The following is a 23,931-nucleotide window of genomic DNA, read 5'->3' as shown; positions in this document are numbered from 1 at the left end:
GCAGACAAACCAAAAGGTGCTGCAGTGCAGAATAATCCGAATACAACGCTCATTACATCCGACGCGCCTGTCACCGCCCATACACATGGCGGGCGGGCCAAATGTCTGCAACGTCTGGTCCGGCTGGACCTGCCGGTGCCCCGAACCGTTGCGCTGTCATTTGATGCCGTTCACCAGATTGCAGAAGGGGCGATCCCGGATATTGCGGCGATCCTCGAACAGTTCGAGCCGACCTCTTTGCTATGCGTCCGACCCAGTTCCGAAGACCCCGATTGGGGCGGCCCCGGCGCGGTTCTCAATATCGGAATGAACGACGCGCGCTATGTCGACCTGTCCGACACCATGGGCGCCGAGGCCGCCGCAGCTCTGTATCTGCGGTTCGTTCAAAGCTATGCGATCCACGTGGCACGGCTGGATGCGGATGTGTTCGATGACATCGAAGCTGATGGCCGCGAGGGGTTGCGCCACTCGCTGCGCGCCTACGAGGATGAAACCGACGAGGTCTTTCCGCAGGACAGGGGCGAACAGCTGATCGGTGTTCTGCGCTCGATGGCGCGTGCATGGGACGGGACGTCCGCGCGCTTGCTGCGGCAGGCCAAGGGGGCACCCGCAGATGCCGGGCTTGGGTTGGTCATCCAAGAGATGATCCCCGGCGTCGGGAAAGGCGAATGCGGATCTGGCGTTCTGCAACTGGTTGATTCCACAACCGGAATGCCACAAATCACCGGCCGCTATCTAAGCCAGAGTCAGGGGCGCGATGCGCTGGGTGAAGATGTGGCAGCCCTGTTTCTGGAAAAAGACCCGCGCGGCCCCTCGCTGGAAGAGGTCGCACCAGATGCTTTCGCCGAGGTCAAGGCTCAGGCCGCGCTGATGCGCGAGAAACTGCGCGAAGAGATGCAGGTCGAATTCGTCATTCAGGACGGCACCGTGCATATTCTCGATGGTGTCCGGGTGCAGCGATCGGCCCGCGCGGCCATGCGCATTGCCGTACGTCTTGCCGAAGACGGTATCATACCGCCGCAAGAGGCGGTGATGCGTGTCGACCCGCACGCGCTGAACGAACTACTGCACCGTCAGGTCCACCCCGATGCGCAACGCGATGTGCTGACCACGGCCATTGGTGCCAGCCCCGGTGCCTCGACCGGCAAGATCGTGTTTACTTCGGCCGAAGCACAGGCCAGTGCCGCCCGTGGCGAGGCATGTGTTCTGGTGCGCCGGGAAACCTCGCCCGAGGATGTGCGCGGGATGCACGCCGCCGTTGCGGTTCTGACGGAAAAAGGCGGCATGACCAGCCACGCGGCCGTGATCGGGCGCGGATTGGGTCTGCCCTGTATCGTCGGGGCCTCGGAAATGCGGTTTCAGACGAAAGACAAGATGCTGACCGCACCGGATGGCCGGGTATTCAAAACCGGCGATATTGTCACCATTGATGGCAGCTCGGGTCAGGTGCTGGCCGGTCAGCCCGCCATGCTCGAGGCCGCGTTGGATGACTGTTTCCAGACACTGATGGGCTGGGCCGATGCCGAGCGTGACATCGAAATCCGCGCCAATGCCGACACACCGGCTGATGCGCAGACGGCCCGGAACTTTCAGGCCCAGGGGATCGGTCTGTGCCGGACCGAACACATGTTCTTTGACCCCGGCCGTCTGATCGTGATGCGCGAAATGATCTTTGCGCAAACCTCGGCGGGCAGGGCGGCGGTGCTGGAACGCCTGCTTCCGATGCAGCGCGAGGATTTCGTTCAGCTGTTCAGGATCATGGAAGGTCAGCCTGTCTGCATCCGCCTGTTCGATCCACCCTTGCATGAATTTCTGCCGACAACGCGCACCGGGCAACGGGAGTTGGCCGAGGCGCTGGACCTGCCCGTGTCCGACGTCGAACGCCGGGTTGAGGCGATGACCGAATACAACCCCATGCTGGGCCTGCGCGGCGTTCGTCTGGGTGTCACCGTACCCGAGATCTACGACATGCAGGCGCGCGCGATTTTTGAAGCCACGCTTGACGCCCGAAAAAACGGTGCTCCGGTGGTGCCCGAAGTGATGATCCCGCTGGTATCCGCCAAGCGCGAGGTTGAACTGGTCAAATCCCGCATCGACTCGGTCGCCGCCGCCGTTGAATCGGAACGCGGGCAGAAGTTCGAATATCGGCTGGGCGTCATGGTCGAAACGCCACGCGCCTGTCTGCGCGCGGAAGAGATCGCGCCACAGACTGCTTTCATGAGTTTTGGAACGAACGACCTGACGCAGATGACCTACGGCCTGTCCCGCGACGATGCCGGTCGTTTCATGTCCGCTTACGTGCGGCAGGGGGTCTTTACCGAAGATCCGTTCCATGTCCTTGATCCGGACGGGGTGGGCGAGCTGCTGAAACTCGGGGCGGAACGCGGGCGTGCCGCGAAGCCGGATGTGACCCTTTCGGTCTGTGGCGAACACGGCGGGAACCCCGAATCAATCGCCATTTGCCGCGATCTTGGGTTCGACTATGTGTCATGCTCACCGTTCCGGGTTCCGGTCGCTCGGCTGGCTGCCGCTCAACTGGCGATTTCCTCCAGACTTGGGGGTTGACACCGCGCCGAACCCCAAGGAATAGTGGGTTATACGGTCACTCGTAGGCGAAAAATATTTTCGCTACGGGCGATTTTCCACTTGCTTTTTTCAAGATACTGGACCTTTGCGTCAGTCTGGGGTATCAGCCTCGTCGCGCCCGCCGGGGGAGGGTAAGGCGCGTGATGTGCCTGTGCGAGGTTATCTGATGCTACGTTACATATTGGCTGTTGCCGCAGTGGCGGCAACCGTTCTGCCGAGTGCATCCTTCGCTGAGAAGGAAGCGACTGATACTGCAAAACAAGAACTTGTCGCCCGCAGCGAGCTGCCAGCGCAAAGTTTTCGGGACTATTTCAAGCTGTTCCAGCCCCGCAAGGCGGCTGAACCTGTCGAAGTGTCCTTCTCCAAAGACTGGCTTGACCAGCAACCAAAGGCCTCCGGTGGTGAAAACTGGAAATGCCTGTCCGAAGCCCTGTACTTCGAGGCGCGCGGCGAAAGCGTGCGCGGCCAGTTCGCGGTTGCCGAGGTGATCCTGAACCGGGTCAAAAGCAGCCGTTTCCCGGATTCCCTGTGCGGGGTGATCCATCAGGGGACCGGCAAGAAATACCAGTGCCAGTTCACGTATACCTGCGATGGCCGCAAGGAAGTCATCCACGAGAAAAAGGCGTATGAGCGTGTGGCGAAAGTCGCGCGGGCAGCCATTGATGGCGTGGCGGATGAGTTGACCGAAGGGGCAACACACTATCACACGACGTCGGTGCGCCCGTCCTGGTCGCGGGTCTATAAACAGACCGCGAAAATCGGCGTGCATGTTTTTTACCGTCACAACTACCGGACAGCGAGCAACTGATTGACGCACCCGCGCTGGAAGCTTGCTGGCGTGGGGCAGGTTGCACCCTATATTGCGGGCCAGGAGGCCCGTGATGATTTTAAACCGCAGACACCTTTTGCAATCCGCCGCCGCAGCATTGCTGATGCCGCGTGTGGCCAGCGCGGGTTTTGCACCGCTTAATGCGCGTGTAGCCAAACACCCGATCGCGCCAGCAAGTTATCCTGAAACGGAAGTCTGGACATATGACGGGTCTGTCCCGGGCGTTGAACTGCGTGTCAGGCAGGGCGACCGCATCCAGCGCACCCTGATGAACCAGCTTCCGCAAGCCACGTCGGTCCATTGGCACGGAATTCGCATCGAAAACGCCATGGACGGCGTGCCCGGCCTGACGCAGGACGCAGTCGAGACGGGCGCAAGCTTTGATTACTCCTTCGTCGTTCCAGACGCAGGGACTTATTGGTACCATGCGCATAACCAGTCGATGGAACAGGTTGCGCGCGGGCTTTACGGGCCGCTGATCGTCGAAGAAACTGCTGCCCCTGATGTGGATCAGGATCTGGTATTGATGCTGGACGACTGGCGGCTTGATCCGGAAACCGCTCAGATCACGGATGATTTCGACAATGGCCATGATCTCAGCCATGCTGGTCGGCTGGGGAATATCATCACTGTCAACGGATCCCTTGACCCGCGCGTTGAGGCGCGACAGAACGACCGTCTCCGGCTACGCCTGATCAACGCCTCCAACGCGCGGATTTTTGACCTGAATCTTGACGGGTTGTCTGGTTGGATCGTCGCTCTTGACGGTATGCCACTGGAAAAGCCGATCCCATTGTCTGGGGCTTTCCCAATCGCCCCCGCACAACGCATCGATCTTGTTGTGGATGTCGTGGCTGCGGGCGATACGGCAAGTCTGGTGAGTGTTGAGCGCGATGGTGCCTTTGGCATCGTTCGGTTTGATGTTGACGAACCTCTCGCACCTGCGCCGCGACAAGGCGTGTCAGCGTTGCCGCCCAACCCTTTGCCAGTCATCGAGGATGTCTCATCCGCACCATTGCACCGGATGTCCCTGCAAGGCGGGGCGATGCGCTGGCTGGATAGCGCCCGGATCGGGGACACAGAATTGCCAGGCCAGGAACTGGCGCAGTTGGGCCGGTTCTGGGCCCTGAACGGTTATGCGGAACGCCCGTCCGACCCGTTTCTGGATGCCCGGACCGGGGGTCTTCACAGGATCGAGTTCGTCAATGAAACAGTCTTTCCACATGCCATGCATTTGCACGGTCACCACTTCCGACTGATCCAGCCGGACGGATCGCTTGGCCCGTGGCGCGATACTGTTTTGGTTGATCGCGGACAAACCCGCCAGATCGCTCTGGTCGCGGATAATCCGGGGGACTGGCTGTTGCATTGCCATATGCTGGGACATGCCGCTTCGGGTATGATGAGCTGGTTTCGCGTTACCTGACGCCGCATTCGGCGGTTGGAATGGCGTTTGTTTGAATGTTATAGGCCCTTGCAACGCCTATAGAGGGCAAGCCCTGCAACAAGCCGAAAAGGCCGGACCCATGAGTTCTGAAATCCGACTGGCATTTGCGCACCCGACCGAACGGTCCGAGGCGACCTCGCCCCGAGGGCCGCTGGACCGCATTTCCCTGCGCGACCATATTGTCGAGGTTGAAATCGGTGCGTTTCAGGCCGAGCGGGGAACAACCCAGCGGATCTGTTTCAATATCGTGGTCGAAGTCCGGCCTCTGACCGACCCGATTGACGACGATGTGGATCGCATCCTGTCTTATGACCGGGTGACGGAATCCATTGCCTATGAACTCGCGGCCGAGCGTCTGAACCTGCTTGAAACCCTGGCCGAGCGTGTAGCCGAACGTATCTTGCATGAACCACAGGCTGTAAGGGTCTTTGTTCGCATCGAAAAACTGGATCGCGGCCCAGGCGCTCTCGGGGTCGAGATCGTGCGGGGGAAAGACTCGGTTCATCACGACGTGACCGAGGAAGATCGCCCGCATCCCCGTCTGGTCTACTTGTCGAATGACGCTATCGCGTCGGACAATCTGACCGGGTGGATCGACCAGTTGCAGAACCGACAGCGCCCGCTGATCCTGTGTGTGGGGGCGTCAGACCTGGCTGCGCCGCAAACCGGCCACGCAATGACACAGCGCCGGATTGACCTGCTGGCGATCGAGCAGAACGCGTGGGTTCTGGCCGCGCGCGATCACCGCTGCAAGGTGGTTTCAACCCGGACGGAACTGGACTGGGCCATGAAGAACGGCCAGATCTGTGTCTGGGCCCCGTCCAAGATCGTGCTGGACGCGGTGGATGGTCCGTCCGCCGCGCCCTCCGACGCCGTGGCTTTGGCTGCATGGTTTGCGGCGACCTTTGAAGCCAGCGAAATGATGGTCATCGGCGGCGAATTGCCGAAAACGCCCAAAACCCCCCTGCGGGCTGTGGCCGTGGATCAGGCCGAATTGTGAGCATCTATTTCAGACCGCTGGTTCAGCACGGCCAGACCCGGCCCGCTGGCGCGTATTCTTTGGCCGGTCAGCCCCTGTGGTTTACACATGTCGAAGCGCTTGGGCGCGATACCGCACCGCAGATCATGGCAGCATCGGATATTCCCGGTGGGGCGCTGGAGCGGTTGACCCGCCCGCGCGCACCCATCGCCGGGCTGGATATGCAGGTGCCGCACATCATGGGCATTCTCAACACCACGCCTGACAGTTTCTCGGACGGGGGTGTTCACAGTTCCGTCGAGGCCGCCCGCGATACCGCTGCAAGGATGGTGGCGCATGGGGCCACCATTCTGGATATTGGCGGGGAATCAACGCGCCCGGGCGCGGATTTCATTCCGGCAGATCAGGAAATTGCCCGCACCCGCCCGGTGATCGAGCCGATTCGCGCACAAACGGATGCCCTGATTTCAATCGACACCCGCAAAGCCAGCGTCGCCAAAGCGGCGTGTGCGGCGGGCGCGGGGCTGGTCAACGATGTCTCGGGGTTCACTTTCGATCCCGAATTGGCACCGTTTTGCGCCGACAAGGGCACACCGGTCTGCGTCATGCATATGCAGGGTGATCCAGCCACGATGCAGGAAAACCCCAGCTACGACAACGTGTTGCTGGATGTTTATGACTTCCTCGAAACCCAGATCGCTCTGCTGGAAAACTTGGGGCTTCGGCGCGACCTGATCATCGTCGATCCAGGTATCGGTTTCGGCAAGACCGAGGATCACAACCTGACCTTGCTGCGCAATCTCAGCCTGTTTCACGGGCTTGGCTGCCCGATCCTGCTGGGCGTGTCCCGCAAGGGCTTTATCGGAACAATTGGACGGGAGCCTGACAAGACTGCCCGCGCGCCGGGTTCAATTGCTGTGGCTTTGGCCGGATTGTCTCAGGGCGTGCAGATCATTCGCGTTCACGACGTCGCCGAGACCGCTCAGGCCTTGCGTCTATGGGCCGCTGTCCGGTAATCCGGTCTCACGGAAAATCACGGAGTGACACCAATGCGCAAGCTGTTCGGAACCGACGGGGTGCGGGGCACGGCCAACACGCATCCGATGACGGCGGAAATGGCGTTGCGCATCGGGGCTGCGGTGGGGCGCTATTTCCGGCGTGATGCGACCGGTGTGCACCGGGTCGTCATCGGCAAGGACACACGCCTGTCCGGCTATATGCTGGAAAACGCGCTGACCGCCGGTCTGACGTCAACGGGAATGAATGTGCTGTTGTTAGGACCGGTTCCGACGCCTGCGGTGGGCCTGATGACGCGGTCGATGCGGGCCGATCTGGGTGTCATGATCTCGGCCAGCCACAACCCGGCAGAGGACAACGGCATCAAGTTCTTTGGCCCCGACGGTTATAAACTGTCCGATCAGGCCGAGATCGACATCGAAAAGCTGATCGACGAAGGTGTCCGGCCTGCTCAGGCCCAGAATATCGGACGGGCGCGTCGTGTTGATGACGCCCGGTTCAGATATGGCGAGCGTGTAAAATCCTCGCTGCCGCGCGATGTGCGTCTGGATGGTCTCAAGGTGGTGATCGACTGTGCCAATGGCGCCGCCCACCGCACCGCGCCCGAGGTTCTTTGGGAACTGGGTGCAGACGTGATCCCGATCGGGATTTCGCCCAATGGGAAGAACATCAACCTCAACTGCGGATCGACCAAGCCGCAACTGGCCGCCGAAACCGTCGTGGCGCATGGCGCTGACGTTGGTGTCTGTCTGGACGGCGACGCGGATCGGGTTGTTATCGTCGACGAGACCGGTCAGATCGCCGATGGCGATCAGCTTATGGCGCTGCTAGCGACGGCCTGGAAAAAATCCGGGCAGTTGAAAGGCGATGCCCTTGTGGCCACGGTGATGTCCAATCTGGGGCTCGAACGGCACCTCTCGTCACACGGCATGCGACTGGAACGCACGGCTGTCGGCGACCGCTATGTGGTCGAGCGCATGCGCGAAGGCGGCTTCAACCTGGGCGGTGAACAATCCGGTCATATCGTGATGAGCGATTATGCCACCACCGGTGACGGCCTGATGGCCGGCCTGCATTTCCTGGCCGAGATGGTTCTGTCTGGTCGCAAAGCCTCGGACCTGTCCAAGCAGTTCGAAACCGTGCCGCAGCTGTTGAAGAACGTCCGCTATGCCAACGGTCAAACTCCGCTTGAAGTTCAAAGCGTTAAAGCTGCCATTGCCGATGCCGAGGCGCGGCTGAACGGGCAGGGCCGGTTGCTGATCCGCAAATCCGGCACCGAGCCGCTGATCCGCGTTATGGCCGAATGCGAGGATGACGCGCTGCTGGTACAGGTCGTCGACAGTATCGTGGCCGAGGTCGAAGCCGCCGCAGGCTAGCGCCCGAACAGAACCCTGCGCAGGCTGAACCATTGGCTGATGGCCATGCCCGTCAAGATCAGGGCCAGGGCGACGTAGAACCGCAGGGGCAGGGCCTCGGACAGGATCCAGGCCCCGAACACCATCGACCAGATCGGCACCTGATAATTCACCAGCGTCAAAAACACCGATCCGGCGCTGCGGGTGATCGAAACCCGCAGCAAATTGGCGAAAGCTGTGGGGATCAGCCCAAGGACAATCAGGGCCAGCGATGGGCGGTTGCCCTGCCAAGTAGGGACACCTTCGACCAGCAGCATGATGGGCACCAGCAGAACAGCGCCGACCAGCAGGGTCAGCGCGGCCAGCGCCAGCGGCTCGACCGGCGGGCAGCGTCGTGTCAGAATCGATGTCGAGGCATAGCAGAGGGCGGCAGAGATACAGGCCAGCTGCGCCAGCGGCTCGGTCCCTTGACCCAGCTTTGCCAGACCGGGTCCGATCAGGACCAATGCGCCGGAAAACCCAAGGCATACGCCCAGAAACCGACGCAGGTTCAGCGGCTCATCGGAAAAGAAATGCGCCAGCGGCAGCACCATCAGCGGAATTGCGGCCATGGACAGCCCTGCAAAGGCCGAGGGTACATATTGCTGCCCCCAGCTGAGCAGCATGAAAGGCACCGCAGTCGACAACACGCCAATCAGCAGGATTGATGTTGTCAGCGCGGGTGTCAAAACCGGCATACGGCGCCCGGTGATCCGCATCAGGACAAGCAATGTCATCGCACCCAAAGTGGTGCGCGATGTCGCCACGGTAATCGGGCCATAGCCTTCCAAAGCCATCGCGACGACCATGAATGTGCCGCCCCAAATAAGCCCCAGCGTGAAAACGCCGCTCCAGTCCTGTTTCGTGGGTTGTTCAACCATTCCATCCCCTTATCCCGCGTGCGCGCCGGTGTCACGGGTCGATCTTGACTTTATGTTAGTTTCTGCTTACCGTAAGCAATGACTTACGATATGACATTTTCAGCTTTGGGCGATGCGACCCGCAGGCAGGTGTTCGAAGCCGTTGCCAGCCAGCCTCAGGCAGTGGGCGAACTTGCGTCAAAGCTGCCGGTAAGCCGACCGGCCGTCTCACAACATCTCAAGGTGCTGTCTGATGCTGGGCTGGTGACATGCCACGCGAAAGGGACGCGCCGGATCTATGCGGTGCGCCCCGAGGGGCTGGCAGAGCTGCGCAGATGGCTCGACCGTTACTGGAGCGACGTGATGAACAGCTTTGCAGATGAGGTGAACAGAGCGGGAGAGAGGCCATGACAGACCCGATAGTCAAGACAATTGTCGTAAGTGCCTCTGCTGCGCGCGCTTTCGACATCTTCGTCAACCGCATCGGGACATGGTGGCCGCTGGACAGCCACGCGGTTTCCGCATCGCAGGCGCAACCGGCAAGGGACGTGGTTATTGAACCCCGGATCGGTGGCGCGGTCTATGAGGTCATGTTCGACGGAACCCGTGCCGACTGGGGTCAGGTGCTGGCAATTGATCCCGGCCAATCCGTGGCATTCACCTGGCATCCGGGCACCAGCAGGGTGTCTCCAACGCGCGTCGATGTGCGTTTTGAGGATTGCGGTTCGGGACAGGCCAAAGTCACCCTGATGCATTCCGGCTGGGACGTCTGGGCAGGGGAAGCGCCCGAAAAGCGCGGCGGCTACGATACGGGATGGGATTTCGTGCTGGGCGAATGCTTTGCCAAAGCGGTCTTAAAATGAAAAAGGGCGACCGCTTGGGCCGCCCTTTGCCTGACATCGGTCAGGTTTAGTTCTTTTCTTTGTCGACCATCTTGCCGGCCGAGATCCACGGCATCATGCCGCGCAGCTTGGCGCCGGTCTCTTCGATCATATGCTCGTCATTGGCGCGGCGCGACGCTTTGATGGTCGGCTGGCCAACGGCGTTTTCCAGCATGAAGTCACGGACGAATTTGCCCTGCTGGATGTCGTCCAGAACCGCTTTCATGCGGGCTTTGGTCTCGTCGTATTTCAGGATGCGCGGACCGGTGACATACTGGCCATACTCGGCCGTGTTCGAGATCGAGTAATCCATGTTGGCGATGCCGCCTTCATAGATCAGGTCAACGATCAGCTTCACTTCGTGCAGACATTCGAAATAGGCCATCTCGGGTGCGTAACCGGCCTCGACCAGAGTTTCAAAGCCGCAGCGGATCAGTTCGACCAGACCACCGCACAGAACGGCCTGTTCGCCGAACAGGTCGGTTTCACATTCTTCGCGGAAGTTGGTCTCGATGATGCCCGAACGGCCGCCACCGATGGCCGAGCAGTAGGACAGGCCGATTTCCAGCGCCTTGCCGGTTGCATCGTTGTGAACCGCGACCAGGCAGGGCACGCCGCCGCCTTTGGTGTATTCGCCACGCACGGTGTGACCGGGGCCTTTGGGGGCCATCATGATGACGTCAACGCCGTCCTTCGGCTCGATCAGGCCGAAATGGACGTTCAGGCCGTGGGCAAAGGCGATGGCCGCGCCCGGCTTGATGTTGTCATGAACGTATTTCTTGTAGGTTTCGGCCTGCAATTCGTCGGGCATGGTGAACATGATGACGTCGCACCAGGCAGCCGCTTCGGCAATGCCCATCACTTCCAGACCTTCTGCTTCGGCTTTCTTGGCCGAGGGCGAGCCTTCGCGCAGGGCGATGACCAGGTTCTTGGCGCCCGAGTCGCGCAGGTTCAGCGCGTGGGCGTGACCCTGGCTGCCATAGCCCAGGATAGCCACTTTCTTGTCTTTGATCAGGTTGATGTCGCAATCGCGATCGTAATAGACGCGCATTTTGCCGGTCCTTTCTGGTTTGGTTGGGGCGGTTCTACCTGCCGGGCGTCCGATTGGCGATAGGGTTGGGCTTGAGTATTTGTGAAAAAGATGAAGAATAATTCTTGGAAACGGGAAATACCGAAAAAATCATGCTTGACGATATCGACCGGCGCATTTTGCGCCATTTTCAGGCCAACCCAAGCCTGACCACCGCGGAACTTGCCGATCTGTGCCGGATCAGCGCTGGCGTCTGTTGGCGCAGGCTGGAAAAGATGCAGGCGGCCGGGATCATCGAAGGGCAGGAGGCGGTGATCGACTGGGCCGCAATGGGCTATGCTGTCGAAGTGTCGCTTCGGATCACCTTGGACAAGACACAGGCCCGCGCCTTTGACGAGTTTATGGAAGAGGCCCGCAACGTGGCCGAGGTGATCGAAATCCAGACCTTTCTGGGCCGGGTGGATGTCCGCCTGTCGGTCATAGCGCGGGATATGAAGCACTATCAGCAGCTTTATCGGGACCGGATCCTGACCCTGCCGCATATCGCCGATATCGAAGCGCTGATGCATATCGCGCGAGTCAAGCGGGACGAGGTGTTGCCGGTATGATCGAGTTGGACGAGATTGACCGCCGTCTGCTGCGTGCGCTGCAACAGGACGCCACCCAAAGCGCGGGTGCCCTGGGTCGGAGGTTCAATCTGTCTCAACCCGCCACCTGGCGGCGTATCCGCAGGTTGGAGGACGCCGGGATCATCAAGGGCCGAAGGTTGCGCCTGAATGCCGAGGCGCTCGGCTTTGGCGTGACCGTGTTTCTGGGGGTCAAGCTGGCGCGCAAGGGCCAGATCAGCCTTGAGGATTTCGAACGCGCCGTCAGCGCCATCCCTGAAGTTCAGACTGTCGAGCATGTTCTGGGTCTGTACGACTACCGTTTGCGCGTCGTGGCGCGGGACCTGTCCGATTTCGAACGCGTGTTGCGGCGCCGGATCATGACGCTGCCCGGCGCAGGCGATGTCGAAGCGAATGTTCTGCTGAGCGAGGAACGGCTGCCGGGACCGATTGGGTGACCTGCCTTAGTATCTGGTGCGGATGTAATATCCGGGATGATGGGTCAGGCGGGCAAACGTAATCGGTTTGTCTTCTTTCCATGTGGTGCGCTCCATCTGGATCATCGGCGCGCCCGCCGTGGTTCCCATGAATTCCGCCAGCCTTGCATCAGCGGAAATCGCGCAGAACGCAACCTCGGCATCGTTGAACGGAGCGGCATTCAACAGCCACTCATGCGGTCCTTGCTGGGTCAGGTCGGCCTTTTCCACATCGGGGACGGTTCCGATATTGATCCAGCGCTCTTCAAGCTGGAACGGGCGGTTGTCCGCGTAATGCATGCAAACGACATGCAGAACCCGCGTCTCGGCGGGGACATCAAGCTGAGAGGACAGCCAGCGGGGGCAGGCCTCGACAGTCCGTTCCACCAGCGCATAGCGATAGGCGGCATTCTGGCTTTCGACCATCTGTCGCGCCAGCGAGAATTCCAGCTTGGCGTGTTTGCTGGGTTCTTTCTTGACCCGCGTACCGCTTTTGCGCTTGCGTTCGATGAAACCCTGATCGGCCAGTTCCCTGAGGGCGCGGTTCACCGTCGCGCGGGCGCAATTGAATTCTTCCGCCAGTTGCGTTTCGGTCGGTAGCAAAGATCCCTGAGGCCACACGCGGCTTTCAATACGTCGTTTTACTTCATCTCGAACGGACTGGAAGTTAATACGCTTATGAATCGTCACAGGAAAAATATCCCTTCAAGTAAAAAGTGTGCGCATCTGTTCAGAAGCAAGCAGAAGTGTAAAGGGGAAGTGACACTGGTTGGCGTCATTTTCTTGTGTTCCCAGCGTCCTACAGCACCAAACAGGCCGATTTTACCCGCATTCCGTGGCGTCACTATTTGTCGCGAAATGGCTTTACTGGCCAAGGTAAAGAGACCAAGACTGCACTCACGATATTGAAAGGACGCCATATGCCTGCCTTGCTGAAAAACGTTGACCCGAACGGGCTCGAAGAATTCTCGGTCGTATTCACCGATCGCTCGCTGAACCATATGTCCCAAAAGTTTCAGGGGGTAATGCGCGACATCTCTGCCATGCTGAAAGAGGTGTACAAGGCAGACGGGGTGGCCGTCATTCCGGGCGGTGGCACCTATGCGATGGAAGCGGTCGCCCGGCAATTCGCGCGCGGGGCGGAAGTCCTTGTGGTTCGGAACGGGTGGTTTTCATACCGCTGGAGCCAGATCATCGAAAGCGGCGCCCTGACCAGCTCGACCACCGTGATGAAGGCGCGCGAGACCGGCAATACCAGCCCGTCCCCCTTTGCGCCCGCACCGATTGACGAGGTCGTCGCAACGATTCGCGAACAGAAACCCGGTGTTGTGTTCGCACCGCATGTTGAAACGGCGGCAGGTGTCATCCTGCCGGATGACTATGTGACCGCCCTGGCCAGCGCGGCGCATGAGGTGGGTGCGTTGATGGTACTGGATTGCATCGCATCCGGGTGTGCCTGGGTGGATATGAAAGCCACCGGCGTCGACGTCCTGATCTCGGCCCCGCAAAAGGGCTGGAGCGCATCGCCTTGTGCCGGTCTGGTCATGCTGTCCGAACGGGGCGAGGCGCGTCTGGAACAGACAAGCTCGGACAGTTTCGCCATCGACCTGAAGAAGTGGCGCCAGATCATGCAGGCCTATGAAAATGGCGGTCACGCCTATCACGCCACGATGCCCACCGATGCGCTGCTGGCTTTCCGCGACACCATGGCAGAAACCAGGGGATACGGGTTCGAAAAGCTGCGCAAGGCGCAATGGGCATTGGGCGACGGCGTGCGGGCGATGTTGAAGGAGTATGGCATTGTCTCGGTGGCGGCTGACGGTTTCGGCGCACCCGGCGTTGTGGTCAGCTACACCTCGGACCCCGAAATCCAGAACGGCAAGAAATTTGCCGCTCTGGGGATGCAGATTGCCGCCGGGGTGCCGCTGCAATGTGACGAACCCGAAGGCTTCAGCACCTTCCGTCTGGGCCTGTTCGGATTGGACAAGCTTTATGATGTAGACGCCACCATCGCGCGCCTGAAACGCGTGCTGGATCAGGTTCTGTAAACAGGCCGGGCCTTAGCGAACGCCAAGGCCCATCTGCATCAGCGTCTTGCGCACAGGGGGCAGAGAATAAAGCGCGCTCAGCCCCATTGCGCGCGCATCCCGCAGCGGGCGCGCCTCGATCATCGAGGCGCGGTTCAGCAGGTCGATCCCTTTGACCCGCATCTCGATCTCGGTGTGGCGCGCCTTGTGATATGCGTCCAGCATCTGCGCGTCGCCCAGACCTTCGGGCTGGGATTGCGCCAGATCCAGCAGGCAGCGCAGATCGCCCAATGACATGTTCAGCCCCTGCGCGCCGATCGGCGGCACCACATGCGCGGCCTCGGCCATCAGGGCAATGCGCTCACCCGCCAGCCGTTCCGCGGACTGGCTGATGATCGGCCAGATGGTCCGGCGCGATGCCAGCTTCAAGGGGCCAAACAGGCCACAGGACCGTTCTGTCATCGCAGTCTCAAACGCTTCGGCATCAAGGGTCAAAAGGTCAACGGCATTTGGCCCGCGTTCCATCCAGACAATGGCGGACGAGGGCTGCCCCTGCCAATCGGGCAGCGGAACCAATGTGAACGGCCCGCCAGACCTGTGTATCTCGGTCGAGACATTCTCGTGCGGTACGGGATGCGTCACCGCGAACGCCAGCGCTTTCTGCCCATACCGCGTTGTATGCACTTTGATACCGGCGGCCGCGCGCATGGGAGAGTTGCACCCATCTGCGGCCAGCACCAGCTTGCAGCGGATGCGGCTGCCGTCGCTCAGGCCAACGCGGGCTTCGGCAGTGCGGGTGAACAGGCTGACGGTGCCGGTGCCGGGGCGGAAATCGACATTCGGCAGCTCTGCCAGCCGCGCGACCATTTCCCGGCGCAACAGCCAGTTGGGCAGGTTCCAGCCAAACGGTTGCTCGGAAATGTCAGCGGCGTTGAAATCGCGTACGACGCGGGGTTCGGGCACGTCCCCCCCGGCATCGACAATACGCATGATCTGCAAGGGGGCCGCATGGGCATCCAGCCGCGCCCACAGGCCGCATTGCTCCAGCAGGCCGCGCGCAGGTTGCAGAAAGGCGGTGGTGCGCAGGTCGGACCCGTCCACATCCCGTTCGGTGATCGGTGGCGCGGGATCTACGCACACCACGTCAAACCCGGCGGTTCCAAACGCCGCCGCTGCGGTCAGACCGGCGATTCCACCGCCGGAAATCAGGATGTCACAACTGTCAGTCATGGCGCCTCTCATCATCTCGGGCAGACCCTAGTTCGGTTCCACCCCCTGCGCCAAGTGACATCCTGTCCCGTATCTCAGCCGCGCGAGATCAGGATCAGGACCAGGAACATCACCGGCACCATCATCAGGGCAGGGATGTAAAGGCCGGGAAGACCAAACACCATGGCGGAACAGCCCCACATGCTGAGGACCGCGCCGACGGTGTAATACAGGTCCTCCGCCTTGCCGTTGGCCGCGTCGCGGGCCAGCCACCCGAAAACCGGAATTGCAAAGAAAAGGCGCTGCCAAACCGGCAGGCGTCCGGGCATATCGATCGCGCTCATGGGGCTTCTCCGTTCTGTTCGTCGCTCCAGCGCATATAGGGCTGCGCATGCGGGTGCAGAACGTACGGATCGTCGCAGTGTGACAGGCTACCGCAGGCGGGCCAGAAATGCGGTCAGATCGTCCGTGTGATGGTGGATGTGATCGGCCTCATGCGGGTCCGGGGCGACATGAACCGTGCGCATTCCCATCTCATGCGGGGCGGCCAGATTACGCGGGTCGTCCTCGAACATCGCGGCCTTGTCAGCCTGAATGCCATCCTGTGCAAAGATGGCTTCAAAGGCGGCTTTCTCGGGCTTGGGCCGATACCCGGCATGTTCGACGCCATAGATTGCATCAAACAGCCCCGAAAGCCCGCGCGCCTGCAAGACCCGCTCGGCGTAGGGCGCGCTGCCATTGGTGTAGACGATGCGCCGTCCGGGCAGGGCGCGAATGTGATCGGCCAGCTCTGCATCCGGGTCCATATGGCTCATGTCCACCTGATGCACCGCGTGCAGATAGGGCTCGGGGTCCAGATCATGTTCGGCCATCAACCCGGCCAGCGTGGTGCCGTATTTGCGCCAGTATTGCCCGCGCAGCCTGTCGGCCTCGGCCCGGTCCACGCCGATGGCTTGCACCACATAATCCGTCATCAGAACTTCAATCTGATCGAACAGCTGCATATGCGGCGGATACAGGGTGTTGTCCAGATCGAACACCCATTGCGTGACATGACTGAAGGACGGTTTGACCATGGCTTGGGTTTAGGGCGCGGGCCGGGTGATTTCAATGCCGTACTTGATTGCTGCCCCCAGAGACGGATAGACATGTCCGAACGAGGAGACAGAATACCCCATGAGCCAGACCCGATCCCCCACCAAGGATGCCTATAGCCTGATACTCGAAGCCATTGATGTCGGCGTCTACAAGCCCGGCGATCGTCTGGTGGAAAGCGAGCTGGCAGAACGGTTCGGGGTGTCGCGCACCCCGATCCGCGAAGCGTTGCAACGCCTGGAAACCCAGTCTCTGCTGGAACGGGACGGTCGGTCACTGATCGTGGCGTCGCTGGACCACAACCAGATGGCCGAGCTTTATATCGTGCGCCGCGAACTGGAAGGGCTCGCCGCGCGGCTGGCTGCCAAACACGCCACCGAAGAAGAGATCAGGGTTCTTCAGGACATGGTTCTCGAAGATGACAAGCTGGTGGGCGATCCGATGGCGCTGTCACGTGCCAACCGGCGCTTTCACGAACAGATCCATCTGGCCTCGCACAACCGCTACCTTGTCCAGCAGCTTGATCTGGTGCACCGGACTATGGCCTTGATGGCGACCACGTCGCTGGCCGTGCAGGGGCGCGGAGAGATTGCCCAGAGCGAACATAAAGGCATCGTCGAAGCCATTGCCGCGCGCGATGAAGAGGCGGCGGGGCGGGCGCTCAAGGATCATATCTCGATCGCGTTCATGACGCGCCTGAAACAGGACGCAAGTCGCCGCGACAAGTGATTATCAGGTCAGCGGCTCGTCTTCGCTGGCCTGTCCGTGCTGGGTCTTGTCCCAGAAAAACGGGTTGGTCGCCAATTCCCACAACGCCTTGTAACCGGCAATCACGCCTAGCGGGAAATACAGAAACATCGTCGGAACCCAAGGCAAAAGAAACCGCCGCTCACGCGCGGATACGGCGATCAGACCAACACCGATACTCAGCCCCTCTGCCACCAGAAACAGCCCGATCAGCGCGGTTGAGATGGAATGCGGCAGAATATTCCCCATCGGATTGGCCAACCCCAGGCTTGACAGCCAGAATACCCAGAGAATGGGTGCCAGCAGAAATTGCCCCAACGTGCCCAAAAAGAACGCCTGAAGGCCCAGAAATTTAACGGCACCAAGGTCACGCCACAGTTTTCGCGGGCTGCGCATATGCACCAGATACGTGACCATGAACCCCTTGAGCCAGCGCGAGCGCTGTTTGACCCAGGGCCAGGCCCGGAAATTCGCCTCCTCATATGTTGTGGTATCCACCATTTCGGTCCGGTACCCGGCCCGGCACAGCCTTACGCCCAGATCAGCGTCCTCGGTGACATTGTGGGCATCCCAGCCGCCCAGTTCCAACAGTTTGTCGCGACGGAAAAAGAACGTGGTGCCCCCAAGCGGCACCACCAGCCGCATGCGGGCGATCCCCGGCAGGATCACGCGGAACCAGCTGTTGTATTCGATGGTAAAGCAGCGCGACCGCCAGTTGCTGCGCGGGTTGTAGTAATCCAGAACCCCTTGCAGGCACACAACATCCGGCGCGGCCTGGGTGAAATGCGCCACCACACGCTCAATCTGATCCGGTTGTGGGGCGTCTTCCGCGTCCCAGACGCCGACGAAGTCGCCCCGGCAGAAATCCAGCGTGTAATTCATGGCGCGCGGCTTGGTGGTCAGCCCGTTCAGCTCGGGCGCCTCGACGATGCGCATCCAACTGGGCAGGCTCACCTGCGCAAGGGCATTGCGCGTCACGTCATCCTTTTCCTCAAGCACAAGGATGACATCCAGAAACGCCTTGGGATAGGTCAGCCGCTGTAGCCTGTGCACCAGAGCGTTTGCAATCTCGCGCTCCTTGTACAATGGCACCATGATCGACACGCAGGGCTGCCGCAATGTGATGGCAGCTTCGGTGTGGTCCGGCTGCGTTCTCAGACGATGCCAAAGATAAGCCAGCGTGCCAACCGTCCGAAAGACTGCAAAAAGCACCAGAGTTCCCACAGCCATGCCCAGCATCGCCAGCAGGCCAAACGCCGGGAACAAGGCAAACAGCCCCAGCACACACAACAGGGCCACCGACGGCCCTACGCGCGACCTAAGGGTCCAGTTGCGGCAGCTTTGCGCGGGATCAACCCGCGTTTCCGCCGATCTGGCCAAAGACCCCGAAAACTGCCGCGCAATCGTGCGGTCGATCTGATCAGGGGCCGCCAGCACCGGGATCACGGCATAATCGCATTCGCGCATTTCGGCGGTCACGGTTGCGAACCGGTCGGGCCGGGCCGTGGCCACCAGAACAAGGGGGCCAATCCGCATCCAGGGGATGACATTGTGTTGCAGCCAGAAGTCGACCGGCATCAGCCCGCTCAGTTCCGGCATCGGCGGGATTTGTTCAAGATCTGCAATCTGCCAGCCGGATTGCGCGGACAGCGCGCTCAACACGTCCTGCCGGGTGGCATAGCCTTCGCCGACCAGTATCTCTCCCAGCGGAGCGTTCTGTCTGGTTTGCTGGCTTAGCGCATGGTCCAGCTGGGATCGGGTGATGGTTCCGGTTTCCAGCAGGCAGGTGCCCAGTGGTTTCCGATACCCGGGCGCAGGGATCGGTGCGGCGGACGTGAAATCCAGAAGATCAAGCTCAGCCATAACAAAACCCTGGCGCAGTTACCTGCGCTCAGGGTTGTTCGAACAAGGTTAACGCCCGGTTAACACTTCACAGACAAGCAGTTATGCCTGTATTTTTTTCTTTTCCATCGCCTCGGCGAAGCGCTCGAACAGATAGAAACTGTCCTGCGGTCCGGGCGATGCCTCGGGGTGGTACTGCACCGAATAGACCGGCCGGTCCGCCATGCGGATACCGCAGTTTGAGCCGTCAAACAGCGACCGGTGAGTTTCCACGACGCCATCGGGCAGGGATTGCGCATCGACGGCAAAACCGTGGTTCATCGAGGTGATCTCGACCCTGCCGGTGTCCAGATCCTTGACCGGGTGGTTCGCGCCATGGTGGCCGTGGTTCATCTTGACCGTCTGACCACCCAGCGCCAGCGCCAGCATCTGGTGTCCAAGGCAGATGCCGAACACAGGCAGGTCTGTCGTCTCCAGAATCTCTTTGATCATTGGAACAGCGTATTCGCCTGTTGCTGCCGGATCGCCGGGACCGTTCGACAGGAACACACCGTCAGGCTGATGTGCCAGCACGTCGGCTGCGGTCGCAGTCGCGGGCAGAACGGTAACGTCACATCCAGCGGATGCAAGGCAGCGCAGGATGTTGCGCTTGGCGCCATAGTCAATGGCAACAACCTTGTGGGCGGGGGCCTTCTGACGCTGGTACCCATCCGGCCAGGCCCACCGCATCTCATCCCAGCGATAGCTTTGTGCGCAGGTGACATCCTTGGCCAGGTCCATGCCCTCCAGCCCGGCAAAGCCGCGCGCGGCAGCCACCAGCGCCCCAATGTCGAAGTTTCCCTCGGGATCATGGGCCAGCGCCACATGCGGGGCGCCCTGCTGCCGGATGGCACGGGTCAGGCGGCGGGTATCGACACCACCGATGGCGATGCGCCCTCGGCGCGCCAGCCAGCCCTTGAGTTCCTCGGTCGAGCGCCAGTTTGATGGCTCGGTCGGATCCCATTTCACAACCATGCCTGCCGCGACCGGATCACTGGTTTCGTCATCCTCGGGGTTCACACCGACATTGCCGATATGAGGGAATGTAAAGGTCACGATCTGCCCGGCATAAGACGGGTCGGTCATGATCTCCTGATATCCGGTCATCGCCGTGTTAAAGCACAGCTCGGCCACAGTTTGCCCGGTCGCACCGAAGCCTGCGCCGTAAAACAGGGTTCCATCGGCCAAAGCCAGACATGCGGTGGGCTTGGACGGGGCATTCGGGGCCATGGCGCGACTCTCCTGTAGGGTAAATCGGCGCATACCTAAGGGGGTTGCGCGTCTGGGTCAAGTCTGTTCAATTTTTAGGCTATTGTTGTTTTTCAATGGGTTAACTGTATTCACCCCCGGTTGTGTCAGGCTTTTTGTTTCGATATGGTCGGGGTTCCTTTGTCATGGGGATGGACAAGCCAAATGGATATGCGATCACGGGTGAATGCAGCCCTGAAGCAAGCAATGAAAGACAAAGCAGCCGAGCGTCTGTCGACGCTGCGGTTGATCAACGCCGCCATCAAAGACCGCGACATCGCGGCACGTGCGTCCGACAATGAAGAAGCAAAGGGATGCAGTGACGCAGAGGTTCTTGAAATCCTTGGAAAAATGACCAAGCAGCGCAAGGAAAGCGCACGCGCCTACGAAGAGGGCGGTCGCCTGGATCTGGCCGAACGCGAGATTCGCGAAGTCGAGGTGATCGAGGAATTTCTACCCAAACAGCTGGATGACGATGAGGTCAGCAGGGCCATTCAAACCGCCATCACGGCAACCGGCGCGGGTTCGATCCGCGATATGGGCAAGGTGATGGGCGAGTTGAAGACGCGCTATACCGGCCGGATGGATTTCGGCAAGGTCGGCCCGATGGTCAAGGATCAACTGTGCGCAGCCTCAAACGGCGATTGCTGAGGCACTAGGCCCTGTGAATTGCTACTGCGCGACCGGCTCGCGCAGTCTTAGGACCAGCTCGTCATAAAGCGTGATCCGTTCATCTTCGGACAGAAACGCCCCGATTTCGACCTCGCGCCCGTCTCCGACAAGGGTGACATAATGCGGCACCGGGCCGCCTTTCTCGTGCATCGCCGGTCGCGCCCAATAGCGGTTGCAAGACCATTCGTGCTGCTCTTTGCCGGGGGTGTGGTGCACCAGCCGCGCATGTGTGCCCGACAGGGTCAGAACCTCGAAAACACTGCGGGCGCGGTAGTTGGTCTTGATGGCCAGCCACAGCCCCAGCACAGTGATCAGCAGAAACGGCAGCAGCCCCCACAGGATCACGGAACCAAGCGTGGCCAGCAGTGGGATCAGGCCAAACAGGAACACCGACAATATCGTGATCATCGCCCCTCGCGGAGGCAGCGAGTTATGCGGCCAAAGCCGCAGTTCCTGTTCGGTTTCCGAGGTCTGATTCCACGTGTAGGGCATACCGCGAACATAGCGCAGCGCGGCCTCATGTCGACGGGTTTTGATCAGACGACGTGGCCGACCCGAGACCAGGATAGGGCGTCATCCAGACGATCGTCACCCCAGAACACCTCTTGCCGGACAACAAAGCTGGGGGCGCCGAAAACACCCAGTTTGACGGCGGTTTCCGTCTCGGCCTCAAGGGCCGCGACGATGTCGTCGCCTTGCGCGCGCGCCAGGGTCAGTCGGGGGTCCTGCTGACACCGCAAAAGCGCCTCGGACAGTGCACTTTCGCTACCGGCTTCCACCCCTTCTTCGAACCAGATGCGATAAAGCGTCTGGGTGAACGTCACGCCCCAGCCGTCCATCATTCCAAGCACCGCAACCTGATTGGCCAGCGGCAGATTGGAAATCGGATAGGGCGCGGGCAGGTTGGCGTGGATGTGGTACTTGGCACAGCGGCGTTCGATGTCGCGCCACATATAAGCCGATTTCACAGGCTTTCCGGCAAAAGGAATATTCTGCTGGGCCGACATCACCGTACGCACGTTGAACGGGCGCCAGTTCACCGTGGCGTCATGCTCGGCGCACCATTCGTCCAGACGCATCACGGTCAGGAAGCTGTACGTGCTGCCAATGGAATACCAAAAGTCGATCTCGGGCATTGCCGACCCTCCGACTGTTCCGTCCGCACATCATAGCTGATTTCGGGGCACTTGGCGAACGCGAGGTGAGGGCAAAGAAAAACCCCGCCACCTGGGCGGGGTTTCTTTGGATCAGATCGGGATCAGTGCGCGTGGCCCTTGTCCCAGTCTTCCTGCTTGGGCAGCTGCTCGAACGTGTGCTCGGGCGGCGGCGTGGGCAGGGTCCATTCCAGCGTATCCGCATACTCGTTCCAGTAGTTGGGCCGGGTCTCGCGTGCGCCACGCAGCAGGGCGTAGATCACGATGCCGAAGAACAGCAGGAACGAAGCGAACGAGATGAACGCACCAATCGACGAAACATAGTTCCACTGCGCGAACGCCTCGGGATAGTCGATGTAGCGGCGCGGCATGCCCTGACGACCCAGGAAGTGCTGCGGGAAGAAGGTCAGGTTGGCGCCGATGAAGAACATCCAGAAGTGAACCTTGCCCCAGAACTCGGAATATTGGCGACCGGTCATTTTCGCGAAGTAGAAATACATCCCCGCAAAGATCGCAAAGACGGCACCCAAGCTCATCACATAGTGGAAATGCGCAACCACATAGTAGGTGTCGTGATAGGCACGGTCCACGCCTGCCTGCGACAGAACCACACCGGTCACACCGCCAACGGTGAACAGGAACAGGAAGCCGAAGGCAAACAGCATCGGTGTCTTGAACTCGATGGAACCGCCCCACATGGTCGCGATCCACGAGAAGACCTTAACGCCCGTCGGAACCGCGATGACCATCGTGGCCAGCATGAAATAGGCCTGCTGACGCAGCGACATGCCGACGGTGTACATGTGGTGCGCCCACACGACAAAGCCCAGAACACCGATCGCGATAATCGCCCAGACCATCGGCAGATAGCCAAAGATCGGCTTGCGCGAGAAGGTCGCGATGACATGGCTGATGATGCCGAAACCGGGCAGGATCACGATATACACTTCCGGGTGGCCAAAGAACCACAGGATGTGCTGATACAGGATCGGATCGCCGCCACCGGCCGGATCAAAGAAGGTAAAGCCAAAGTTGCGGTCCATCAGCAACATGGTGATTGCGCCCGCCAGAACCGGCAGCGACAGCAGAATCAGCCACGAGGTGACGAAGATCGACCAGCTGAACAGCGGCACCTTGAACAGGGTCATGCCGGGGGCACGCATGTTCAGGAAGGTGGTGATCATGTTGATCGCGCCGAGGATCGAGGAGGCGCCCGATACGTGTACGGCAAAGATCGCAAGGTCCATGGACATGCCGCCCTCGGTCGTGGACAGCGGCGGGTACAGAACCCAGCCCACGCCCGAACCCATCTGATCGTTCCCACCCGGGCTCAGCAGCGAGGCGACGCCCAGCGAGGTACCGGCAACATAAAGCCAGAAGGACAGGTTGTTCATCCGCGGGAACGCCATATCCGGCGCGCCGATCTGCAACGGCATGAAATAGTTGCCAAATCCGCCGAACAGGGCAGGGATGACAACAAAGAACATCATCAGAACACCGTGATAGGTGATCATCACGTTCCACAAATGCCCGTTGGGCGTACACGGGTCGGCCATGAAGCCTTCAAGGCACATGTACTGAACACCGGGGTGCATCAGCTCGAGCCGCATGTAAACGGTCATCAGAACCGAGATCAGACCGGCCAGAGCCGAAACGATCAGGTACAGAATCCCGATGTCCTTGTGGTTGGTCGACATGAACCAGCGCTGGAAAAAGCTGCGCTGGTCTTCATGGTCGTGACCATGAATGGCTGCGTCTGCCATTATAGGTGCCTCCTGTTGCAACTACACCGCG

The 23,931-nt window shown here is 60.4% G+C and carries 24 protein-coding genes; 13 read left to right on the top strand and 11 right to left on the bottom strand.

All coding sequences use genetic code 11. From position 1 onward, the window contains the following. Positions 1 to 24: 24 nt before the first annotated feature. From AC2FLZ_RS00485 to glmM, 6 genes are all read left to right on the top strand, one after another. Positions 25 to 2,565 (top strand): putative PEP-binding protein, encoded by a 2,541-nt coding sequence (locus AC2FLZ_RS00485; RefSeq protein ID WP_496881612.1) that lies wholly within the window; start codon positions 25 to 27, stop codon positions 2,563 to 2,565. 187 nt (positions 2,566 to 2,752) lie between these two features. Further along, positions 2,753 to 3,394: a cell wall hydrolase gene (locus tag AC2FLZ_RS00480; protein ID WP_480476538.1), complete on the top strand. Its 642-nt coding sequence runs from the start codon at positions 2,753 to 2,755 to the stop codon at positions 3,392 to 3,394. Between the two features lie 73 nt (positions 3,395 to 3,467). Further along, complete coding sequence (locus tag AC2FLZ_RS00475) at positions 3,468 to 4,841, top strand: multicopper oxidase family protein (RefSeq protein WP_480554688.1); 1,374 nt, start codon at positions 3,468 to 3,470, stop codon at positions 4,839 to 4,841. A 100-nt stretch (positions 4,842 to 4,941) separates the two neighbouring features. Next, positions 4,942 to 5,862, top strand: a complete 921-nt coding sequence (locus AC2FLZ_RS00470) for a dihydroneopterin aldolase (RefSeq protein WP_480476542.1) — start codon at positions 4,942 to 4,944, stop codon at positions 5,860 to 5,862. Then, complete coding sequence (gene folP, locus AC2FLZ_RS00465; RefSeq protein WP_496881591.1) at positions 5,859 to 6,857, top strand: dihydropteroate synthase; 999 nt, start codon at positions 5,859 to 5,861, stop codon at positions 6,855 to 6,857. Before AC2FLZ_RS00470 ends, folP begins: the two co-directional genes overlap by 4 nt. 33 nt (positions 6,858 to 6,890) lie before the next feature. Further along, the gene (gene glmM / locus AC2FLZ_RS00460) at positions 6,891 to 8,234 is read left to right on the top strand and encodes a phosphoglucosamine mutase (protein ID WP_480554693.1); all 1,344 of its coding nucleotides are present in this window, start codon (positions 6,891 to 6,893) and stop codon (positions 8,232 to 8,234) included. Here the strand turns inward: glmM and AC2FLZ_RS00455 are convergent. Next, entirely contained in the window at positions 8,231 to 9,133 is a 903-nt protein-coding gene (locus tag AC2FLZ_RS00455) for a DMT family transporter (RefSeq protein WP_480554694.1), read from the bottom strand. The genes glmM and AC2FLZ_RS00455 overlap by 4 nt on opposite strands. Before the next feature lie 78 nt (positions 9,134 to 9,211). On the opposite strand from AC2FLZ_RS00455, the gene AC2FLZ_RS00450 reads away from it, so the two are divergent. Both AC2FLZ_RS00450 and AC2FLZ_RS00445 read left to right on the top strand, forming a co-directional pair. Further along, on the top strand, positions 9,212 to 9,523 hold the full coding sequence (locus AC2FLZ_RS00450) for an ArsR/SmtB family transcription factor (RefSeq protein ID WP_480476548.1): 312 nt from the start codon (positions 9,212 to 9,214) through the stop codon (positions 9,521 to 9,523). Further along, positions 9,520 to 9,975, top strand: coding sequence for an SRPBCC domain-containing protein (locus tag AC2FLZ_RS00445; protein WP_496881590.1), 456 nt, complete (start codon positions 9,520 to 9,522; stop codon positions 9,973 to 9,975). The genes AC2FLZ_RS00450 and AC2FLZ_RS00445 overlap by 4 nt, the downstream gene beginning before the upstream one ends. Positions 9,976 to 10,021: 46 nt before the next feature. Here the strand turns inward: AC2FLZ_RS00445 and ilvC are convergent, their stop codons facing one another. Further along, a complete protein-coding gene (ilvC, locus tag AC2FLZ_RS00440) occupies positions 10,022 to 11,044 on the bottom strand; it encodes a ketol-acid reductoisomerase (protein WP_480476552.1) in 1,023 nt (340 codons plus the stop codon). A 131-nt stretch (positions 11,045 to 11,175) separates the two neighbouring features. Between ilvC and AC2FLZ_RS00435 the strand changes: the two genes are divergently transcribed. Then, on the top strand, positions 11,176 to 11,631 hold the full coding sequence (locus AC2FLZ_RS00435) for an Lrp/AsnC family transcriptional regulator (RefSeq protein ID WP_480476554.1): 456 nt from the start codon (positions 11,176 to 11,178) through the stop codon (positions 11,629 to 11,631). After that, positions 11,628 to 12,086, top strand: a complete 459-nt coding sequence (locus tag AC2FLZ_RS00430; protein ID WP_209504239.1) for an Lrp/AsnC family transcriptional regulator — start codon at positions 11,628 to 11,630, stop codon at positions 12,084 to 12,086. The genes AC2FLZ_RS00435 and AC2FLZ_RS00430 overlap by 4 nt, the downstream gene beginning before the upstream one ends. A 6-nt stretch (positions 12,087 to 12,092) precedes the next feature. On the opposite strand, the gene hutC is transcribed toward AC2FLZ_RS00430, so the two are convergent. Continuing rightward, positions 12,093 to 12,794, bottom strand: coding sequence for a histidine utilization transcriptional repressor HutC (gene hutC, locus AC2FLZ_RS00425; protein WP_480493423.1), 702 nt, complete (start codon positions 12,792 to 12,794; stop codon positions 12,093 to 12,095). A gap of 230 nt (positions 12,795 to 13,024) precedes the next feature. Between hutC and AC2FLZ_RS00420 the strand changes: the two genes are divergently transcribed. Further along, positions 13,025 to 14,152 carry an aminotransferase class V-fold PLP-dependent enzyme gene (locus tag AC2FLZ_RS00420; RefSeq protein WP_480624324.1) on the top strand — a complete coding sequence of 376 codons (1,128 nt, stop codon included), beginning with the start codon at positions 13,025 to 13,027 and terminating at the stop codon, positions 14,150 to 14,152. A gap of 12 nt (positions 14,153 to 14,164) precedes the next feature. Here AC2FLZ_RS00420 and AC2FLZ_RS00415 read toward each other — a convergent pair whose 3' ends face one another. The 3 genes from AC2FLZ_RS00415 to AC2FLZ_RS00405 all read right to left on the bottom strand — a co-directional run bounded on the left by AC2FLZ_RS00415 (position 14,165) and on the right by AC2FLZ_RS00405 (position 16,416). Next, positions 14,165 to 15,361: a UbiH/UbiF family hydroxylase gene (locus AC2FLZ_RS00415; protein WP_480554698.1), complete on the bottom strand. Its 1,197-nt coding sequence runs from the start codon at positions 15,359 to 15,361 to the stop codon at positions 14,165 to 14,167. A 74-nt stretch (positions 15,362 to 15,435) separates the two neighbouring features. After that, the gene (locus tag AC2FLZ_RS00410) at positions 15,436 to 15,684 is read right to left on the bottom strand and encodes a hypothetical protein (protein WP_480554699.1); all 249 of its coding nucleotides are present in this window, start codon (positions 15,682 to 15,684) and stop codon (positions 15,436 to 15,438) included. An 87-nt stretch (positions 15,685 to 15,771) separates the two neighbouring features. Beyond that, positions 15,772 to 16,416 carry a pyrimidine 5'-nucleotidase gene (locus tag AC2FLZ_RS00405; protein WP_496881589.1) on the bottom strand — a complete coding sequence of 215 codons (645 nt, stop codon included), beginning with the start codon at positions 16,414 to 16,416 and terminating at the stop codon, positions 15,772 to 15,774. A gap of 100 nt (positions 16,417 to 16,516) precedes the next feature. Between AC2FLZ_RS00405 and AC2FLZ_RS00400 the strand changes: the two genes are divergently transcribed. Beyond that, the gene (locus AC2FLZ_RS00400; RefSeq protein ID WP_267363400.1) at positions 16,517 to 17,164 is read left to right on the top strand and encodes a GntR family transcriptional regulator; all 648 of its coding nucleotides are present in this window, start codon (positions 16,517 to 16,519) and stop codon (positions 17,162 to 17,164) included. A 3-nt stretch (positions 17,165 to 17,167) separates the two neighbouring features. Here AC2FLZ_RS00400 and AC2FLZ_RS00395 read toward each other — a convergent pair whose 3' ends face one another. Continuing rightward, positions 17,168 to 19,045, bottom strand: coding sequence for a glycosyltransferase (locus tag AC2FLZ_RS00395; protein WP_496881588.1), 1,878 nt, complete (start codon positions 19,043 to 19,045; stop codon positions 17,168 to 17,170). Positions 19,046 to 19,126: 81 nt separating this feature from the next. Continuing rightward, entirely contained in the window at positions 19,127 to 20,293 is a 1,167-nt protein-coding gene (gene carA / locus AC2FLZ_RS00390; protein ID WP_496881587.1) for a glutamine-hydrolyzing carbamoyl-phosphate synthase small subunit, read from the bottom strand. A 183-nt stretch (positions 20,294 to 20,476) separates the two neighbouring features. Here carA and AC2FLZ_RS00385 point away from each other — a divergent pair, with 183 nt between their 5' ends. After that, complete coding sequence (locus AC2FLZ_RS00385) at positions 20,477 to 20,962, top strand: GatB/YqeY domain-containing protein (RefSeq protein WP_496881586.1); 486 nt, start codon at positions 20,477 to 20,479, stop codon at positions 20,960 to 20,962. Between the two features lie 21 nt (positions 20,963 to 20,983). On the opposite strand, the gene AC2FLZ_RS00380 is transcribed toward AC2FLZ_RS00385, so the two are convergent. From AC2FLZ_RS00380 to ctaD, 3 genes are all read right to left on the bottom strand, one after another. Next, a complete protein-coding gene (locus tag AC2FLZ_RS00380) occupies positions 20,984 to 21,475 on the bottom strand; it encodes a DUF2244 domain-containing protein (protein WP_209504230.1) in 492 nt (163 codons plus the stop codon). Between the two features lie 44 nt (positions 21,476 to 21,519). Beyond that, entirely contained in the window at positions 21,520 to 22,119 is a 600-nt protein-coding gene (locus AC2FLZ_RS00375; RefSeq protein WP_480622418.1) for a 2-hydroxychromene-2-carboxylate isomerase, read from the bottom strand. A gap of 122 nt (positions 22,120 to 22,241) precedes the next feature. Beyond that, a complete protein-coding gene (gene ctaD / locus AC2FLZ_RS00370) occupies positions 22,242 to 23,900 on the bottom strand; it encodes a cytochrome c oxidase subunit I (RefSeq protein ID WP_267366169.1) in 1,659 nt (552 codons plus the stop codon). Between the last annotated feature and the right edge of the window lie 31 nt (positions 23,901 to 23,931).

Source organism: Ruegeria sp. YKSF131, from assembly GCF_059612645.1.
Note: the sequence above shows the minus strand (reverse complement) of the source record. Positions and strands in the feature narration are given on the sequence as shown.

Bases quoted from the DNA above. Each gene is read 5' to 3' on its own strand.
- AC2FLZ_RS00395 (WP_496881588.1), bottom strand. From the start codon at position 19,045: ATGGCTGAGCTTGATCTTCTGGATTTCACGTCCGCCGCACCGATCCCT.
- AC2FLZ_RS00415 (WP_480554698.1), bottom strand. From the start codon at position 15,361: ATGACTGACAGTTGTGACATCCTGATTTCCGGCGGTGGAATCGCCGGT.
- AC2FLZ_RS00385 (WP_496881586.1), top strand. From the start codon at position 20,477: ATGGATATGCGATCACGGGTGAATGCAGCCCTGAAGCAAGCAATGAAA.
- carA (WP_496881587.1), bottom strand. From the start codon at position 20,293: ATGGCCCCGAATGCCCCGTCCAAGCCCACCGCATGTCTGGCTTTGGCC.
- AC2FLZ_RS00400 (WP_267363400.1), top strand. From the start codon at position 16,517: ATGAGCCAGACCCGATCCCCCACCAAGGATGCCTATAGCCTGATACTC.
- AC2FLZ_RS00435 (WP_480476554.1), top strand. From the start codon at position 11,176: ATGCTTGACGATATCGACCGGCGCATTTTGCGCCATTTTCAGGCCAAC.
- glmM (WP_480554693.1), top strand. From the start codon at position 6,891: ATGCGCAAGCTGTTCGGAACCGACGGGGTGCGGGGCACGGCCAACACG.
- AC2FLZ_RS00450 (WP_480476548.1), top strand. From the start codon at position 9,212: ATGACTTACGATATGACATTTTCAGCTTTGGGCGATGCGACCCGCAGG.
- AC2FLZ_RS00420 (WP_480624324.1), top strand. From the start codon at position 13,025: ATGCCTGCCTTGCTGAAAAACGTTGACCCGAACGGGCTCGAAGAATTC.
- AC2FLZ_RS00475 (WP_480554688.1), top strand. From the start codon at position 3,468: ATGATTTTAAACCGCAGACACCTTTTGCAATCCGCCGCCGCAGCATTG.
- AC2FLZ_RS00445 (WP_496881590.1), top strand. From the start codon at position 9,520: ATGACAGACCCGATAGTCAAGACAATTGTCGTAAGTGCCTCTGCTGCG.
- ctaD (WP_267366169.1), bottom strand. From the start codon at position 23,900: ATGGCAGACGCAGCCATTCATGGTCACGACCATGAAGACCAGCGCAGC.
- AC2FLZ_RS00430 (WP_209504239.1), top strand. From the start codon at position 11,628: ATGATCGAGTTGGACGAGATTGACCGCCGTCTGCTGCGTGCGCTGCAA.
- ilvC (WP_480476552.1), bottom strand. From the start codon at position 11,044: ATGCGCGTCTATTACGATCGCGATTGCGACATCAACCTGATCAAAGAC.
- AC2FLZ_RS00470 (WP_480476542.1), top strand. From the start codon at position 4,942: ATGAGTTCTGAAATCCGACTGGCATTTGCGCACCCGACCGAACGGTCC.
- AC2FLZ_RS00455 (WP_480554694.1), bottom strand. From the start codon at position 9,133: ATGGTTGAACAACCCACGAAACAGGACTGGAGCGGCGTTTTCACGCTG.
- AC2FLZ_RS00480 (WP_480476538.1), top strand. From the start codon at position 2,753: ATGCTACGTTACATATTGGCTGTTGCCGCAGTGGCGGCAACCGTTCTG.
- AC2FLZ_RS00380 (WP_209504230.1), bottom strand. From the start codon at position 21,475: ATGCCCTACACGTGGAATCAGACCTCGGAAACCGAACAGGAACTGCGG.
- AC2FLZ_RS00375 (WP_480622418.1), bottom strand. From the start codon at position 22,119: ATGCCCGAGATCGACTTTTGGTATTCCATTGGCAGCACGTACAGCTTC.
- AC2FLZ_RS00405 (WP_496881589.1), bottom strand. From the start codon at position 16,416: ATGGTCAAACCGTCCTTCAGTCATGTCACGCAATGGGTGTTCGATCTG.
- AC2FLZ_RS00410 (WP_480554699.1), bottom strand. From the start codon at position 15,684: ATGAGCGCGATCGATATGCCCGGACGCCTGCCGGTTTGGCAGCGCCTT.